This is a genomic window from Tepidimonas sp. HKU78, assembly GCF_049860815.1.
In the GTDB taxonomy this organism is placed as follows: Bacteria; Pseudomonadota; Gammaproteobacteria; order Burkholderiales; family Burkholderiaceae_C; genus Tepidimonas.
The window spans coordinates 1,457,910-1,473,685 of record NZ_CP187547.1; the positions used below are offsets into that span (position 1 = coordinate 1,457,910).

Annotated in this window: 17 protein-coding genes; 7 read left to right on the forward strand and 10 right to left on the reverse strand. The window is 69.7% G+C overall.

What is annotated here, in order from left to right:
• The first annotated feature begins 178 nt into the window (after window positions 1-178).
• A complete protein-coding gene (locus ACPYIS_RS07335; RefSeq protein WP_299019284.1) occupies window positions 179-631 on the forward strand; it encodes an OsmC family protein in 453 nt (150 codons plus the stop codon).
• 26 nt (window positions 632-657) lie between these two features.
• Here ACPYIS_RS07335 and coq7 read toward each other — a convergent pair whose 3' ends face one another.
• The 6 genes from coq7 to ACPYIS_RS07365 all read right to left on the reverse strand — a co-directional run bounded on the left by coq7 (window position 658) and on the right by ACPYIS_RS07365 (window position 6,330).
• A complete protein-coding gene (coq7, locus tag ACPYIS_RS07340) occupies window positions 658-1,332 on the reverse strand; it encodes a 2-polyprenyl-3-methyl-6-methoxy-1,4-benzoquinone monooxygenase (protein ID WP_424859668.1) in 675 nt (224 codons plus the stop codon).
• 14 nt (window positions 1,333-1,346) lie between these two features.
• Window positions 1,347-2,072, reverse strand: a complete 726-nt coding sequence (locus tag ACPYIS_RS07345; RefSeq protein ID WP_424894796.1) for a DUF411 domain-containing protein — start codon at window positions 2,070-2,072, stop codon at window positions 1,347-1,349.
• On the reverse strand, window positions 2,069-2,599 hold the full coding sequence (locus tag ACPYIS_RS07350) for a cupredoxin domain-containing protein (protein ID WP_299019288.1): 531 nt from the start codon (window positions 2,597-2,599) through the stop codon (window positions 2,069-2,071). Before ACPYIS_RS07350 ends, ACPYIS_RS07345 begins: the two co-directional genes overlap by 4 nt.
• A complete protein-coding gene (locus ACPYIS_RS07355; RefSeq protein ID WP_299019290.1) occupies window positions 2,583-3,986 on the reverse strand; it encodes a multicopper oxidase family protein in 1,404 nt (467 codons plus the stop codon). The genes ACPYIS_RS07350 and ACPYIS_RS07355 overlap by 17 nt, the downstream gene beginning before the upstream one ends.
• Window positions 3,987-3,988: 2 nt before the next feature.
• A complete protein-coding gene (locus tag ACPYIS_RS07360; RefSeq protein WP_424859666.1) occupies window positions 3,989-5,293 on the reverse strand; it encodes a TolC family protein in 1,305 nt (434 codons plus the stop codon).
• Window positions 5,294-5,820: 527 nt separating this feature from the next.
• A complete protein-coding gene (locus ACPYIS_RS07365; RefSeq protein WP_424894795.1) occupies window positions 5,821-6,330 on the reverse strand; it encodes a hypothetical protein in 510 nt (169 codons plus the stop codon).
• Between the two features lie 123 nt (window positions 6,331-6,453).
• Between ACPYIS_RS07365 and ACPYIS_RS07370 the strand changes: the two genes are divergently transcribed.
• On the forward strand, window positions 6,454-7,449 hold the full coding sequence (locus ACPYIS_RS07370) for an MDR family oxidoreductase (RefSeq protein ID WP_424894794.1): 996 nt from the start codon (window positions 6,454-6,456) through the stop codon (window positions 7,447-7,449).
• Here ACPYIS_RS07370 and ACPYIS_RS07375 read toward each other — a convergent pair.
• Window positions 7,439-8,308 (reverse strand): DUF2189 domain-containing protein, encoded by an 870-nt coding sequence (locus ACPYIS_RS07375; RefSeq protein WP_424859664.1) that lies wholly within the window; start codon window positions 8,306-8,308, stop codon window positions 7,439-7,441. The two genes, ACPYIS_RS07370 and ACPYIS_RS07375, sit on opposite strands and share 11 nt — an antisense overlap.
• A gap of 123 nt (window positions 8,309-8,431) precedes the next feature.
• On the opposite strand from ACPYIS_RS07375, the gene ACPYIS_RS07380 reads away from it, so the two are divergent.
• Entirely contained in the window at window positions 8,432-9,172 is a 741-nt protein-coding gene (locus tag ACPYIS_RS07380; protein ID WP_299018916.1) for a 2OG-Fe dioxygenase family protein, read from the forward strand.
• 27 nt (window positions 9,173-9,199) lie between these two features.
• Here the strand turns inward: ACPYIS_RS07380 and ACPYIS_RS07385 are convergent, their stop codons facing one another.
• The gene (locus tag ACPYIS_RS07385; RefSeq protein ID WP_424859663.1) at window positions 9,200-10,189 is read right to left on the reverse strand and encodes a Bug family tripartite tricarboxylate transporter substrate binding protein; all 990 of its coding nucleotides are present in this window, start codon (window positions 10,187-10,189) and stop codon (window positions 9,200-9,202) included.
• Between the two features lie 70 nt (window positions 10,190-10,259).
• Between ACPYIS_RS07385 and ACPYIS_RS07390 the strand changes: the two genes are divergently transcribed.
• From ACPYIS_RS07390 to ACPYIS_RS07400, 3 genes are read left to right on the forward strand one after another with little or no spacing between them, the layout of a single operon-like run.
• Window positions 10,260-11,120 carry a TatD family hydrolase gene (locus tag ACPYIS_RS07390; protein WP_299018912.1) on the forward strand — a complete coding sequence of 287 codons (861 nt, stop codon included), beginning with the start codon at window positions 10,260-10,262 and terminating at the stop codon, window positions 11,118-11,120.
• The gene (locus ACPYIS_RS07395) at window positions 11,117-11,653 is read left to right on the forward strand and encodes a DNA-deoxyinosine glycosylase (RefSeq protein WP_299018910.1); all 537 of its coding nucleotides are present in this window, start codon (window positions 11,117-11,119) and stop codon (window positions 11,651-11,653) included. Before ACPYIS_RS07390 ends, ACPYIS_RS07395 begins: the two co-directional genes overlap by 4 nt.
• 1 nt (window position 11,654) lies before the next feature.
• Complete coding sequence (locus tag ACPYIS_RS07400) at window positions 11,655-12,431, forward strand: spermidine synthase (protein ID WP_424859662.1); 777 nt, start codon at window positions 11,655-11,657, stop codon at window positions 12,429-12,431.
• Here the strand turns inward: ACPYIS_RS07400 and ACPYIS_RS07405 are convergent.
• The gene (locus tag ACPYIS_RS07405; protein WP_424894793.1) at window positions 12,428-13,744 is read right to left on the reverse strand and encodes a diguanylate cyclase; all 1,317 of its coding nucleotides are present in this window, start codon (window positions 13,742-13,744) and stop codon (window positions 12,428-12,430) included. The two genes, ACPYIS_RS07400 and ACPYIS_RS07405, sit on opposite strands and share 4 nt — an antisense overlap.
• 115 nt (window positions 13,745-13,859) lie before the next feature.
• On the opposite strand from ACPYIS_RS07405, the gene ACPYIS_RS07410 reads away from it, so the two are divergent.
• Window positions 13,860-14,666, forward strand: coding sequence for an SDR family oxidoreductase (locus ACPYIS_RS07410; RefSeq protein WP_424859660.1), 807 nt, complete (start codon window positions 13,860-13,862; stop codon window positions 14,664-14,666).
• Window positions 14,667-14,683: 17 nt separating this feature from the next.
• Here the strand turns inward: ACPYIS_RS07410 and ACPYIS_RS07415 are convergent, their stop codons facing one another.
• On the reverse strand, window positions 14,684-15,622 hold the full coding sequence (locus ACPYIS_RS07415) for a DMT family transporter (protein ID WP_424859659.1): 939 nt from the start codon (window positions 15,620-15,622) through the stop codon (window positions 14,684-14,686).
• Between the last annotated feature and the right edge of the window lie 154 nt (window positions 15,623-15,776).

The window sequence follows — 15,776 nt, forward strand, 5'->3', positions numbered from 1 at the left end:
AAAAAAAGCCCAGGCGCGATGCCTGGGCTTGGAACCACCCATAGAGGGCAGAGGAGACAACCGTTGGAGGCTGAGCGCTTTTCGCGTCGCCCACGCCCTCTATTATAGCTGGCTGATATTGCGGTGCAACATTTTTGGCGTCACGAGGCGGTGCTCGTGTCGTTCTGGAGACAGTCGTATGGAATGCTCGGTGACCTGGACCGGCGCCCTGGGTGCCGGCTCGAACATGGGTTTCGTGGCCGCGACGGGCAGCGGGCACGTGGTGGCGATGGACGGCGCGGTCGACCCCGCCCAGCCGCAGACCAGTGGCGCCAATCTGGCCCCACGCCCGATGGAGCTGGTGCTGGCAGGCACGGGTGGCTGCACCGCCTATGACGTGGTGCTGATCCTGCGCCGGGGCCGCCACGACGTGCGCGGCTGCCAGGTGCAGCTCAAGGCCGAACGCGCCGAGACCGACCCCAAAGTGTTCACCGCCATCCACATGCACTTCGTGGTGCACGGCAAGGGCGTGCCGGCCACTGCGGTGGAGCGCGCCATCGCGCTGAGTCACGAAAAATACTGCTCGGCCAGCATCATGCTGGGCAAAACGGCCGCCATCACCACCAGCTACGAGGTGGTCGACGTCGCTTGACGGGCAGCGGTGCCAGAGCGCCGGCGTCAGATCCGGTGCGCGACCGTGGTCATGACTTTGGCGGCGGCGCGCATGACCCATTTGACGGGGGCCGGCAACTCGACCCCGCCGGCCTGCTGCGCCTCGCGTGCGTGGCGGACTTCGTCCGCTTTCATCTGCGCCACGATGGCGCGTGAGGCCTGGTCGGGCACGGGCAGGCGCTCCAGGTGGCCGTCCAAGTGAGCCTCGACCTGGCGCTCGGTCTCCACCACGAAGCCCAGGCTGATGCCGCGCCCAGCCAGCCCGGCACCCAGGCCGATGGCGAGCGCCCCGGCATACCACAGCGGGCACAGCAGCGAGCGGCGGTCGCCCAGTTCGTCCAGCCGCTGCTGACACCACGCCAGGTGGTCGGTTTCGTCCTGCGCGGCAGCCTCCAGATGGCGGGCCGTGCGCTCGCGCGTGCGGGCGTCGCCCGGTCCCAAGCGCGCGGCCAGCGCCTGGCCGGTGTAGAGTGCCTGGGCGCAGATCTCGCCGACGTGGTTGACGCGCATGAGCGCCCCCGACAAGCGCCGCTCCTCGGGCGACAGTGGCGCCGCCTCGCTACGTTGCCCCGACGCGGCACCCGGTGTGGGGCGTGCCGCGTGGTGCGGGGCCAGCAGCGTACGCAGCGCGTTGTCCGCGGTGATGAGCAAGGCGTCGGTCACGGTCGTCATGGCAAGCATGCTAGCCCAAACCGTCATGGCGCGGGTTTGATCTCGGTCACGACATACGCGCCCTGGTGTTTCTGGGCGCGAAAGCGCACTTTCATTCCCACTTGCAGGCCTTGCAGCATACTCGGGTCACGCACCTGAAAGGCCATGGTCATGGGCGGCATATCCAACTCGGCGATCTCGCCATGGCGCAGCGTGATCTTGCCCGCGCTCGGGTCGAGGCGACGCACCTCGCCGTCGGCCCAACCGGGCTCCACCCCCGGTGTGGCAGCGGTCGGTGCCTGTGTCTGGTGGTAGCTGGCATAGACCCGGGTAGTGCCGTCGCGCTGCACCAGCAATACATCGTACGGGTCGCGGCGGCCACCGTACTCGGGGCCGTCCATGCCGGGGCTGCCGACCGGCATGCGCGGCACGGCCAGTCCCAGCGCCGCCGGACGCTCGCGCAACAGCCGTTGGATGTCACTGGCGGGCACGTGGCCCTCGATCACATAGCCCCCCACGCGCGCGGTGTGGCACGAACCCAGCGCCTGGGGCATGCCGAGCCGCTGGCGTGCGGCGGTGTTGCCCACGTCGTGCGCCCGTACCCGAAACCCGTGCGCTTGCAGGTGGCGAATCCAGTCGTTGCAGCAGCCGCAGTTGGGGTCTTTCCACACCTCCACCTGCGGGGCTTCGGGCGCTTGTGCGAGCGCCAACCCCGCGGCGCTGGCGGCGATCCAGCCAGCACTCAGTCTGAGACAGTCGCGTCGTCTCATCGCGTGTTCCCCTTCTGCGCGGGTTCGACCCGGATACGTCCGACCATGCCGGCCTCGAAATGGCCCGGTATCAGGCAGGCGAACTCGAAGTCACCGGGGCGGTTGAAATGCCACACGATCTCGCCCGTCTGGCCCGGGGCCACGTGTGCCATGTACGGTTCGTCGTGTTCCATGCCCGGGTGTTTTTTCATGAGTTCGGCGTGGGCGGCGAGTTCCTCGGGCGTGCCGATGACGATTTCGTGCAGGACGCGGCCACGGTTGACCGCGCGCAGCCGCACCGTCTCGCCCTCGCGCACGGTCAGCCGGTCGGGGGTGAAGCGCATGTCGTCGCTCATGCGGATCTCGATGGTGCGGCTGACGCGGGCCGGATCGCCAGCGATACCCCAGGGCTTTTGCTCGGCTAGCATGGCGGCGCGCGCGGGGGCACCATGGCTGCCGTGGTGGCCCTGGGGGCCGTGGGCGGCGGCGTTCAAGGGCAGCCAAGCGGCCAGCGCCAGTGCCGCCAGACGTTCAATGGTGATGACCATGGTGAGCTCCTTGGGGTTTGCGGGCGTCGTAGGGGGCAGCGGCGGGCGCGGGCTGCGGCGACCGCGCGTCGGCCGGGGCAGCCACGTTGGCAGCGGGCCGGGCTTGGGTGCCGGGCGGCTGTCGGTACCAGCCCGGGTCCCGGTAGTCGCCGGGTGCCAGGTCGCGCCGCACCTTCAGGGTGGTGAACATGCCGCCCATCTCGATCGGGCCATAGGGGCCGCGGCCCGTCATCATGGGGGCGGTGTTGTCGGGCAGCGGCATTTCCATCTCGCCCATGTCGGCCATGCCGCGCTCGCCCATGACCATGTAGTCGGGCACCAGCCGCTGCAGGCGGTGCACCAGCCCGCGGTGGTCGACACCGATCATGGTGGGCACGCCATGCCCCATCGGACCCATGGTATGGTGGCTCTTGTGGCAATGCATGGCCCAGTCGCCTTCCTCGTCGGCGATGAATTCGATCTGCCGCATCTGGCCCACCGCGATGTCCACCGTGACCTCGGGCCAGCGCGATTCGGGCCGCGTGGGGCCGCCGTCCGTGCCGGTGACCTCGAACTCGATGCCGTGGATGTGGATGGGGTGGTTGGTCATGGTGAGGTTGCCGACGCGTACCCGCACCCGCTCGCCCAGGCGCGCCACCAGCGGGTCGATGCCGGGAAAGACGCGGCTGTTCCAGGCCCAAATGTTGAAGTCGAGCATGGTGTTGACGTTGGGCGTGCGCGCTCCGGGCGTGACGTCGAAGGCGTTGAGCAAGAAGCAGTAGTCGCGATCGACGTCGGCGATCCAGGGGTGTCGGCCCTTGGGGTGGGTGACCCAAAAGCCCATCATGCCCATGGCCATCTGCACCATCTCGTCGGCGTGGGGGTGGTACATGAACGTACCGGGGCGGCGGGCGACGAATTCGTAGACGAACGTCTGGCCCGGCGGGATTTGTGGCTGGTTGAGGCCGCCCACCCCGTCCATACCGTTGGGCAGGCGCTGTCCGTGCCAGTGAATGGTGGTGTGCTCGGGCAGTCGGTTGGTGACGTAGATGCGCACCCGGTCACCCTCGACCACCTCGATGGTGGGGCCGGGGCTGCTGCCGTTGTAGCCCCACAGGTTGACCGAAAAGCCGGGGGCGAATTCGCGCACCACGGGCTCGGCCACCAGGTGGAACTCCTTGACCCCGTCCTTCATGCGAAACGGCAGCGTCCAGCCGTTGAGGGTGACGACGGGCCGGTAGGGTCGACCGGCGCCAGTCACGCCCGGCGGCGTCCATGGCGCGGCGGTGTCCGTGCTCGTGCGGATGACGGGCTCGGGCAGACCCGCCAGCGCGTGGCGGCCCACCGCGGCGCTGGCCACCGCGGCGGTGCCCACCAGCGCTTGAGTGAAAAAACGACGTCGTTGCATGATCAGTGTCCTTTCGCGGCGGGGGTGGCGGCGTCACCGACGGGGCCGTCGGCGCGCGGTGTGTAGGGCAGTGCGGCCAGCACCGCTTGCAAGTCCAACCAGGCCAGCCAGGCATCGCGTGCGGCGGCCACGCTGGCTTGTTGGGTGGCCAAGCGCTCGCGCGTGGCCGCCAGCAAATCCCAGGTGCTGGCCAGCATTCCGTTGACGCGCAGCAGGGTTTCGTCTTCGAGCGCTTGGGCCAGCGGGAGCAGGCGCTGCTGGGTCTGCTGCCAGCGCTGCGTCTGGTGGTGCGCTGCAGCGAGCGCCAGCTCGAGATCGGTGTCGAGCTGTTGCGCCCGCTGCGCTTGCGCTTGCTGGGCGAGCAGTGCTTCTCCCCACGCGTGGGGCCAGCGGCGCGTGGGCGGATCGCGGTCGGCCAGCGCGGCGTCGAGGTTAGCGCGGGTCGCATCGGCCAGCGCGCGCTCGATGAGCGCCCAGGTGGCCGGCGCCAGCGCGGCCCGCGTCCGCTCGGCGTCTTGTCGCACCTGCTCCCATGCCGGGTCGTGGTCGCGCTGTTGGGTGGCCAACTGGGGGCGCTGCCCCTCGTCGGGGGGCGCAGGGGGGGCGGGCAAGGTCAGGGGCAAGCGTTGCGCCAGCGCCGTGGGTGGGTCGGCCAACCCCAGCCGCTGGCGCAGCCGAAGCAGTGCCTGTTGCTCGCGCCAGCGTGCCTGCTGCAGACGTGCCTGCACGTTCTCTAGCACCAGCGCCTCGCGCTGCAGGCGCTCGGCGCTGAAGTGGCCCACCTGGTGCATGCGCCGAGCCAGCTCGTGGCCGATGTCGGCCGCCTCGGCCATCCGTTCGGCCAGGCGGCTTTGCTCACGCGCCGCCACGGCGTCGATCCAGGCCGTTTGCGCCGCCAGCGCCACGCGGGTGGCGGCTTGGGCGCGCTGGCGCCGCTCGCGCTCGCTGAAGGTGGGCATGAGCAGCCAGGCGGCATCGGCGCGCAGGGCATGCTGGACGGCGGCGTCCAGGGTCAGCGGATCCCGCGGCGGTTCGTCGTCGGCCGGCGCACCGGTCCAGCCCTGGGCCTGTTCCCAGCGCAGCAGGTCTGCATGCCCGCGCGGGAACGCGCCCACCGTGTCGTTGGCGGCACGCCAGGCGGCGGCCGGATCAGCAGTGGGCAAAGGGGCCGCAGCCGCTGTGTGTGGGGTGTCGGGTACCCGGTCTGATTTGGGGGCCGGGTGGCTGTGGACTTGGGCATGGGCGGTCGGCAGCCAAGCCAGGGCCAACAGGCCCAGCAGGCGCCAGCCCATCGGGGGGTACGGCATGATGGTCGATCTCCTGAAAAAACCTCAGAACGCACGGCAGCCCGTAGGCGGCCGAGACGGTGCAGCGGTGTTCAGGCGATCGGGGGCTTGCGCGGCGGTGCCGGAAGGAGGGTGGGGGGCAGGGGCACCTGGGTCAGCGCCCAGTGGTGCTTGATGCTGTCGGACGCCCGGGCCGGGTGAGACAGGACCAGCCGCGGGTTGTGACAGACGTCACACACAGCGCACGCGGCATGGCCTGCAGCTGCCCACGGGTCACAGCCCGCGTGTGTGCCTGCGGATGGCTGCACGGAGGCGTCCTCAGGGGCGCCGTGAAGCGATCCATGATCGGCGTGAGAAGGGCCATGCGCTGGCGCCAGTGCCATGCTGGCGGCGACGTACCCGGCCGACGCGTCAGCGGCGCACGGCTGCAGCGGCATGGTGCCCGCCGCCCACAAGCGCCAGGGCAGCAGTACCAGCAAGCACCAAAGCATCCATCGCCGCATGAATGCGATGATAGCGGGCTTTCGGATGTCCGGGGGGCGACGAGTTCATTCGGCGCGGCGCGGCCGCTGCGGTCCGCCGGGCGGCAGCGCGAGCGTGGCCAGCGCCGCTGCGACGAATAGTGCGCCCAGCCAGGACAAGCGTTCGAAGCCGACGACGGCCAGCGCGGCACCGCCGATGGCCGAACCCAGCGCCGTGCCGATATAGACCATGGAGGCATTCACGCTCAGCAACAACGGGGCTTGTGTGAAGGCCAGCTCTGCCAGGCGGGATTGCTGCGGCGTCATGAGCCCGAAGCCGCACACCGTCCACACGGCAAACACGGCCGCCGTCCACGCCAGGTGGCCGGCCGTCCATGGCACGGCCACCATGACCAGCGACAGGATGCCCAGCAGCAGCGCGATCGTGCGCCGCGGGCCCAGGTAGCCCGTCATGCCAAAGGCGCCCGTGCCGATGACGAAATTGCACGCCGCAAACCACCACAGCAGCCCGGGCAGCGTGCGGGGATCATCCGGATCGTGGGTACTAGCGGCGGTGGTGGAGGAGGGACGGCTCATCTACCCGCATGGTAGGCCACCCCTGCCAGGCTGGGGTGGTACGCAGGTGACGCGGGGGCGTTCGCCCCGCCACCGTCGATGTGCCACAATGCCTCAGGATCGTGTCATGGAGTGGCTGCTGCCATGTTCAAAGCCCTGCTGATCGACAAAACCGACGCTGGTTATGGCTGTACGCTGGCCGAGTTGCCCGAGGAGCGCCTACCGCCGGGCGATGTGACGGTGCGCGTGTCGCACTCGACGCTCAACTACAAGGACGCGCTGGCGATCACGGGGCGCGCGCCAGTGGTGCGGCAGTTTCCGATGGTGCCCGGCATCGATCTGGCCGGCACGGTGGAGGCGAGTGACGACCCGCGCTTCGCACCCGGCGACGCCGTGTTGCTCAATGGCTGGGGCGTGGGCGAGGTGCACTGGGGCGGCCTGGCACAGCGCGCGCGCGTCAAGGCCGATTGGTTGCAGCCCTTGCCCGCGGGACTGTCGGCGGCCGAGGCGATGGCGATCGGCACTGCCGGCTACACCGCCATGCTGTGTGTGATGGCGCTGCAGGCGCACTGGCAGGCACAGGGCGTGACGCCCGGCAGCGGTGACGTGCTGGTCACCGGCGCCGGTGGTGGCGTGGGTAGCGTGGCCATCGCGCTGCTGGCGCGTGCCGGGCACCGGGTGGTGGCCTCCACCGGTCGGCCCCATGAGGCGGATTACCTGCACGCGCTGGGCGCGGCCGACGTCATCGATCGCGCCCAGCTTTCCGCGCCGGGCAAGCCGTTGCAGAAGGAGCGCTGGATCGGCGTCGTCGATGCGGTGGGCAGCCACACGTTGGCCAACGCCTGTGCCAGCACGCGCTATGGGGGTGCGGTGGCGGCGTGCGGGCTCGCGCAGGGCATGGACTTTCCGGCGACGGTGGCGCCCTTTATTCTGCGCGGGGTCACGCTCTACGGCATCGACAGCGTCATGGCGCCGATGGCGCGGCGCCGCGAGGCATGGTCGCGGCTGGCGGCGGAGTTGGATCGGGCGGTGCTGGCGCGCATGACGCAGACCATTGGACTCGCCGACGCCATCGGCGCCGCGCACGACGTGCTCGCTGGCCGGGTGCGGGGGCGGCTGCGGGTCGACGTCAACGCGTGACGGAGGCCGCCGCCGGTCCGGCGCCTTCGGCCACGGTGGCAGGCGGCGGTACGATGTGCCGGTAGGCGTGCCAAGTGGCGTGGCCCAGCACGGGCCCCACCACCAACAGCCCCAAAAAGGCGGGCAGCATCGCCAGCGCGCACAGCAGCGTGATCAGCGCGCCCCACAGCAGCATCACCCCCGGGTTTTGCAGGCAGGCCCGAAAGCTCATCAGGGCGGCCGAGACGGCGTCGGTCTGCCGGTCCAGGATCATGGGGATCGAGATCGCGCTGCTGACGAAGATCAGACCGGCAAAGATCGCCCCGACGATCACATAGGTGATCAGAAACTCCAGGTTGTCCAGACTCACCAGCGCGGCCAGCATGTTTTCGTTCGAGGGCATGGTGTTCATCGTGACCGCAAAAACCACCAGCGAGGCGCGGCCCCAGAGCATTTCCAGGATCAACAGCACACCGGCAAAGATGGCCATGGTCGACAGCGTCGGACGCCAGGCCAAGAGGGACGCGCGCAGCGATGGTTGCCGCCCCTGCTCCAGCGCCCGGCTGGCGTCATAGAGCCCCAGCGCCAGAAACGGCCCCAGCAGCAAAAACCCGGCGCTGAGCGCCAGTACGTAAGCGGGGGCATGCTGAAACACCTGCCACAGCGCCTGTCCCATGAGGGCGAAACACGCCCCGTAGAAAAGTCCAATACGCGGGCAGCGCCGAAAATCGCGCCACCCGAGCGCCAGCCAGCGCAGCGGGTCGCTGGGCCGCAGCGACGCCAGCGGCAGCGAAAAGACCGACTCGCGTGGGGCAGTGGCCTCGGTCGACGACGACGACGTCTCGGGCGTCGCGTCAGATTCGGGGTGCGTGACGGCCATCGGGTCCCTCCAAGCAAACCAACAGTTGATTTTTGTCAACCGGAAACGATAGGCCAGCGCGGCTGCGGCGTCCATAGCGTTTACCCGCATGTCGGCGGTGTGGGCGGCTACACTTGCGCCACCATGACCGTTCAATTCCCGCCCCCCGCCGTTGCTGCCGATGCGCTCGATACCACGCTGGCCCGCCAAGGCTATGCAGTGCTGGATGCGGCGGCCGTGCGGGCGTGGCTGGGGCTGGAGGCGGCCGCGCTGGCGGCGCTACAGCCGGCTTGGGACGACTTGCCCCCCGACCGCTACTTGAAAGACGGGGGGCGCTATCGGCGCCGTCGGCACGGCTGCTATGTGGTGGATGGCGAGCGCGTACAGCGAATGCCCGAGCGCGCGCACTACCAGCCTGTGGAATACAACGCCCTGCACGGGGGGATGTACCGCTGGTTTGCGCCGCTGACCGATGTGCTGACGGCGCAGCCCGCGTGGACGCGTCTGTTGCAGCGCACGGGAGAGGTCGCCTCGCGACTGCGCGGGGCGCAGCCCTGGTACGTCGAGGCGCACCCGTTTCGCATCGACACCACGGGGGGCATTGGTCGTCCCACGCCCGAAGGGGCGCACCGCGATGGGGTCGATCTGGTGGCCGTCTTTCTGGTGGCGCGCGAGCGCATCAAGGGGGGCGAGAGCCGCGTCTTCGAGGCCGACGGCCCCAATGGTCAGCGCTTCACCCTCACCGAGCCGTGGTCGGTACTGCTGCTCGACGATGCGCGCGTCATCCATGAGACCACGCCCATCCAGCCCGTCACCGAGGGCGAGGTGGGCTGGCGCGATACCCTGGTGTTGACCTACCGGGCAAGTGGGTTTTTGGGCGATTGACGCGCGCAGCGCGCGGGCGGTACGCCGTCACTGGGGCTGAAAGCCGCTGTCGCGAATGATGCGCGCCCATACCTCGGTGTAGGCGCGCTCGCGCTGGGCGAGTTGCTCGCCGCTCATGAATCCCACCGCCAACCCCATGGCGGTCAGCCGATCGCGCACCGTGGGCTGGGCCAGCGCCTTGGCCAGGGCGGCGCTGATCGGCTCCAGTGCCGCGCGTGGTGTGCCGGCGGGTGCGAACAGGCCGTAGTAGGGCACCTCCTCGAAGCCGGTGATGCCCAGCTCGGCCAGCGTGGGCACCTCGGGCAACAGCGCTTGGCGCGCGCGGCCCATCACGGCGACCACATGCAGCTTGCCCGCTTTGTGGTTTTCGATGAAGTCAGGGATCGAGCCCACCCCTGCGGGAATCTGGTTGCCCAGCATGTCGGCCATCATCGGCGCGCTGCCGCGGTACGGCACGGCCACGAGGTCGAGCTGCTCGCGCCGCGCCAGCGACTGCACCAGGAACTGCGGCACCGACGCCGGTGCCGGAATGCCCACGTTGGCGCGCCCACCCTGCTGGCGCACCCAGGCGATGAAGTCCCGATAGCTGCGCGCGGGCGTGGCGCCAGAGACCGCCAGCGCGTTGACGAACGTGGCAAAGCCTGCCACTGCGACGAAATCTTTGGCCGGATCGAACCCCGGGTTGCGCAGCACCTGCGGCAGGATGGAAATCGTGTGGTCGTGCGTCAGAAACAGCGTGCTGCCATCGGGGGCCGCGGCCTTGAGGGCCTGGGCGGCGATCTGCCCGCCGGCACCCGCGCGGTTTTCCACCACCACCGGCACACCCAGCGCCTCGCGCAGGGGCTCGGCCAGCAGGCGAGCGATGGCGTCCGTGCCGCCGCCGGGCGGAAAGCCCACCAGCAGTTTGACCGTGCGGCTGTCGGCCCAAACGGGCGCGGCGGGGGCTGCCAGCCCCACGGTGGCGCCGGCCAAGGCGGCGCCCAGCAGGTGGCGGCGTGTGAATCGGGACGCAGTCATCGGTGATCCTCCAAGCGACACCCGAGATGGTAACGCCGAGCGGCGCCGCTGGTCGATAATCGTGCGTACGATGTGGATCGACACCCACTGCCATCTAGACGCCCCCGAGTTCGGGCCGGATGCCCCGGCCGTGCGGGCGCAGGCGCGTGCGGCTGGCGTGGCGTGCTGTGTGCTGCCAGCGGTACAGGTGGCCAATTTCGCCACGGTGCGCGCGCTGGCGCACGCGTGGGGCGACGTGTATGCGCTGGGCATCCACCCGCTTTACGTTCCGCAGGCCAGCGACGATGACCTGGAGCGTCTCGCGCAAGCCCTGCGAGACTGGCGTGACGACCCGCAACTGGTGGCGGTGGGCGAGATTGGACTGGACTACTTCGAACCTGCCCTGTGCACCCCCGAGATGCGGACGCGTCAGCGGTATTTTTATCGCGCCCAGCTGCGGCTGGCGCAGCAGGCAGGTTTGCCCGTGATTCTGCACGTGCGCCGCGCGGTGGACGACGTGCTGGCCGGGCTGCGCGAGCAAGCCCGCGCGGGCCGGCGCTTGAGCGGTGGCATCGCGCATGCGTTCAACGGCAGCCTGGCGCAGGCGCAGGCCATGCAGGCCCTGGGGCTGCGCATCGGGGTGGGCGGGGCCGTGACGTTCGACACCGCGCGGCGGCTGCGCGCGTTGGCCAGCACCGCGCCGCTGGATGCGCTGGTGCTGGAGACCGACGCGCCCGACATCCCACCGCAGTGGCTGTACGTGCCGGCGGCCGAGCGGGCCGCGGGGCGGCCCCAGGGGCGCAACACCCCCGCCGAGTTGCCGCGCATCGGCGCCGTCTTGGCCCAGCTGCGCGGGCTGATGTCCGGCGAGCTGGCCCAGGCCACCACCGCCAATGCCTGCGCGGCGCTGCCGCGCCTGGCGGCGTGGTTGGCGCGGGAGGGCTGGGCATGATCGCGGGCGGCACCCGTTTGCAGGGCCTGCCCCCCGTCTTGGATCCCCGCACCCGACTGGTGGTGCTGGGGAGCTTCCCCGGCGCGGCGTCGCTGCGTGCTCAGCAGTACTACGCCCACCCGCACAACCAGTTCTGGACGATTCTGGGCGCCTTGTGGGGCTTGCCGCTGCGCGATTGGCCCTATGCCGACCGGCTGGCCGCGCTGCTGGAACATGGCCTGGGGTTGTGGGACGTGTACGCCGAGTGCGAGCGCGAAGGCAGCCTGGATAGCGCCATTCGCGCGCCGCGCCTCAACGACCTGGCGGCGTTGCGCCAGCACTGCCCGGCGTTGCGCGCCATTGCCCACAACGGCGGTGAAAGCTGGCGCCATGCCCATCTGACCCGCGCTTTGGGGGTGGCCGTGGAGCGGCTGCCTTCCACCAGCCCTGCCAACGCCTCCTGGAGCCTGGCGCGCAAAACCGCCGCCTGGGGCGCGGTGCTGGCTCGCCATGGCGTCCCGGTGCGGATCGCGGTAACCTCGCAAGGAGTTTGACATGGCGCCCCGAGCTGCCCCGGCTCGCCAACCGGCTGCTGCTTTGCCGCCGGTCACGCTGTCCGAAGAAGGTGGAGTGCGCCACCTGCACCTGGGCACACCGTGGATCCAAGGCAGCATGCGCATCGACCGCCCGACGGATCTGGTGCTGGAGTACGTGCAGCGCATGATGGCGTGGCTGCTGTTTGTGGAGTCCGACACCGTCCCCGCGCGTCGGGCGCTGCAGCTGGGGCTGGGGGCAGGTGCCCTCACCAAGTTTTGCCACCGTCGCCTGGGCATGGATACCACGGCCGTGGAGCTCAACCCGCAAGTGGTGGCGGCTTGCCGGACGTGGTTTCGCCTGCCGCCCGATGGCCCTGGGTTGCGGGTGGTGCTGGGCGATGCGGCGCACTGGGTGCACCATCCGGACTGGCAGGGCACGGTGGATGCGCTGGCGGTGGATCTGTACGACCACGACGCCGGCGCGCCCGTGCTGGACAGTGCGGCGTTCTACGCCGACGCACGTGGCCTGCTCACCCCGGACGGGTGCTTGACGGTCAACCTGTTTGGCCGGCGCGCCAGCTTGGCCCGTTCTCTCGACGCGCTTGCGCAGGCGTTCGGGCCCGAAGCGCTATGGGTTTTCAAGCCCACGCGCGAGGGTAACACCGTCGTGCTCGCCCAGCGCACACCGCAACGCCCCGCGCGCGAAGTCTTGCAGGCCCGAGCCGAGATCATCCGCAGCCGCTGGCGTCTGCCCGCCCCCCACTGGTTGCGCAGCTTGCAGCCGTATCAACCCTAACTGGGCTGGCGCGATGCAGGCGCCAGGCGGACGGTGTCGCGTCCAGCCGCTTTGGCCTCGTACAGGGCGGCGTCGGCACGGGTGAAGGCTTGTTCCAGGGTTTCCTGGCTGTCGGGCGGGATGACGGCCACCCCGACACTGATGGTGACCGGCCCGTCGGGCGTGCGCACGCTGCGCGCCACGCGTTCGCGCAGCGCGTCGGCCTTGCGCAGCGCCACTTCCTGTGGGCAGTCGGCCAGCAGGATGACGAACTCCTCGCCACCGTAGCGAGCCACCAGGTCGTGCGCCCGCACCCCGGTGGCCAGCGCCTGCGCCACGGCAGCCAACACCGTATCCCCGAACGCATGGCCAAAGCGGTCGTTGACACGCTTGAAATGGTCGATGTCCACCACCAGCAGCGCTATCGGTTTGCCGTCCCGCCGCGCGCGCTGCAGGTGCCTTGGGCCGAGTTGGTCGTAGGTGTGGCGGTTGGCGATCTGGGTCACCGGGTCGGTCAGCGCCATCGCTTGCAGCAAGCGTTCGCGGTCGCGCAGCTGCTGGTACAGCCGCCGCATGTAGACCAGGTTGTACACCCGCGCCAGCAGCTCGACGTCCGCCGGCGGTTTGACGACGTAATCGTTGACGCCCAGTCGATACAGCTCGTTCTTGCGCGCCGTGTCGTGGTAACCCGTCAGCACGATGATCGGGTGCTGCACGAAATCCTCCGGCTTGCGCCGCAGCTGGCGGATCAGACCGATGCCGCTTTGTGCGCCCATGAGCACCAGATCGATCAGGTACAGCTCGTATTCGTGCGCGGCGATGCATTCGCGCGCCTCATCCACGCTGCTGGCCGTATCGACCACATACCCGCGGTGCTGCAGGATCGCAGCCAGGTGCCGCTGCTGCGCGGCCGAATCCTCGACCAACAGCAGCCGCGCGCCCTGCACCGTGTCGGTCAGCGACGACAGGAAGTAGCGCAGGAAGTTGTCCAGGTGCTCCAGATCGTCGCGGGTGAACACGTCGGTCACCCCGGCCCGAAACGCGTCGTCGAGCAGCAGCGGCGAGGGACTGGCGCTGACGAGCACGATGGGCGTGGACTCGCGCACCACCGTTCGCAACTGGCGGGTCAAGGTGACGCCGTCGCCATCGGCCAGCAAACCGGCGGTCAGCACCAGGTCGAACGGCTGGCGCCGTGCAAGCGACAGGGTATCCGCCATGGTGGCCGCACGCAACACACCCAGGCCGAACTGCTGGAGCTTTTTCTCCAACACCAGGGATGCTGCCTCATTGGGGTCGACCAGCAGGGTTTGTAGTGTGGGGGTGGGCGTCGTCATGGTGGTCGGCTAACGGGCGTGTCGCGCATGTCTGCCCCCTGAGGTCGATCGGTTTTTATGATGGCGCGACGCTGAAATCATAACCAACCCGAAATGGCAAACGAGGAGGTCGGTCATGGACTTGGGCATCGCAGGCCGTTGGGCCATCGTGTGTGGGGCCAGCCGGGGGCTGGGCTGGGGGTGCGCGCGGGCGTTGGCGCTAGAAGGGGTACACGTGATCATGGCCGCGCGCGGGGCCGAGGCATTGCAGGCGGCCGCGGCGCGGCTGCGTGCCGAGCTGCCCGCGGGTGCCACCAACCGGGTGCTGGCCGTCGTGGCCGACGTGACCACCCCGGAGGGGCGCGCGGCGCTGCTGTCGGCCCCGGGCGGGCCAGGGCGGGACGTGGACATCGTGGTGACCAACGCGGGCGGGCCGCCACCGGGTGATTTTCGCCAGTGGGACCGCGACGCCTGGCTGCGCGCCATCGACGCCAACATGCTCGCCCCGATCGAGCTCATCAAATCGACGGTGGACGGCATGGCCGCGCGCGGTTTCGGCCGCATCGTCAACATCACCTCCAGCGCCGTCAAGGCGCCGATCGACATCCTGGGCCTGAGCAACGGCGCGCGCAGCGGTTTGACCGGCTTCGTCGCCGGGCTGGCGCGCAGCGCGCTGGCGGCGCGGGGCGTGACCCTCAACAACCTGCTGCCGGGCAAGTTCGCCACCGACCGGTTGCGCGCCACGCTGCAGGCCATGGCCGACAAGACCGGCCAGCCGCTGGCGGCCATCGAGCACCAGCAGCTCAGGGTCATCCCCGCCGGGCGCTTTGGCACACCCGAGGAATTTGGCGCTTTCTGCGCTTTCCTCTGCAGTGTGCAGGCCGGATATTTGACGGGGCAGAATATCTTGCTCGACGGCGGTGCCTATCCGGGGACGTTTTGAGCGCCGCTGCGCCGCCGTCACCCTCGCCGCGACGACACCACGATGCCGGCGACGATGAGTGCGAACGCCACCGCGTGAAACGCCTGCGGGGGCTCGCCCAGAAACGCCGCAGACATGATGGCCGCGAACAGGGGCGTCAGGTTGGTGAAAAAGCCGGCCACCGTCGGGCCGGCGCGCTGCACGCCGGCGCCCCAGCAGCGGTAGGCGATGATCGACGGCCCCACGGCCACGAACAGCAGCACCGCCGCCAGTGCCCCGCTCCAGTGAATGGTGGTGGGCATGTCGGTGGGCGCCGCGGTCGCGAGCCACACCCATTCGCCAGCCGTCAGCGCGGCTGCGCTGACCAGCCCCATCGTGGTCTGGGCGAGCAAGAAGGCGGCCCAGTCGTGGCGGATTTCGGGCGCCTCGTCGCGGCGCGTGAGCAGCCAGCTGTAGCAGGCCCAGGTGAAGGCGGCGGCCAGCATCCAGGCGTCGCCGGGCACGAAGTGCAGTTGCAGCAGCCGCTCCCACTGACCTTGCGACAGCACCACCAGCACCCCAGTCAGTGACAGCACGGCGCCCGCCAACTGCCGCGGCTGCACGGCAGCCCCAAAAAACAGCCGACCCACCAGCATCATCCACACTGGCATGCTGGAGGCCACCAGCGTGACGTTGAGCGGCGTGGAAGTGTGCAGCGCCAAATACTGCAGCATGTTGTAGCCTGCCACGGCGAGCAGCCCGAGCACGGCAAAGCGCCGCCACTGCCGCCACAGCGGGCTGTCTGCCCGTAGCACCCATGCCGCCAGCGGCAGCAGCAGCGCAAAGGCGATGACCCAGCGCAACAGATTGAAAGTGATGGGTGGAATCCACGCCGCCGCCAGTCGGCCCACCACGGCGTTGCCAGCCCACATGAGGGGCGGGATGGTCAGCAGCACAATGGTGGAGGCGTTCAAGGGCGAAGGCGTGGCGCGCGTCATATTCCGACTGTAGCCGAGCCGTCGGGTAGCGCCACGTCGCCTGCGCGCCACCCCGAGCCCCGAGGTTGGCCGCCAATCGTGGCACCATCACGGGTTGGGCGCTGTCCGCCGCGTTTCGCGCGCCAGCGCGTGGTCCACGACTCATTGGTAGGAG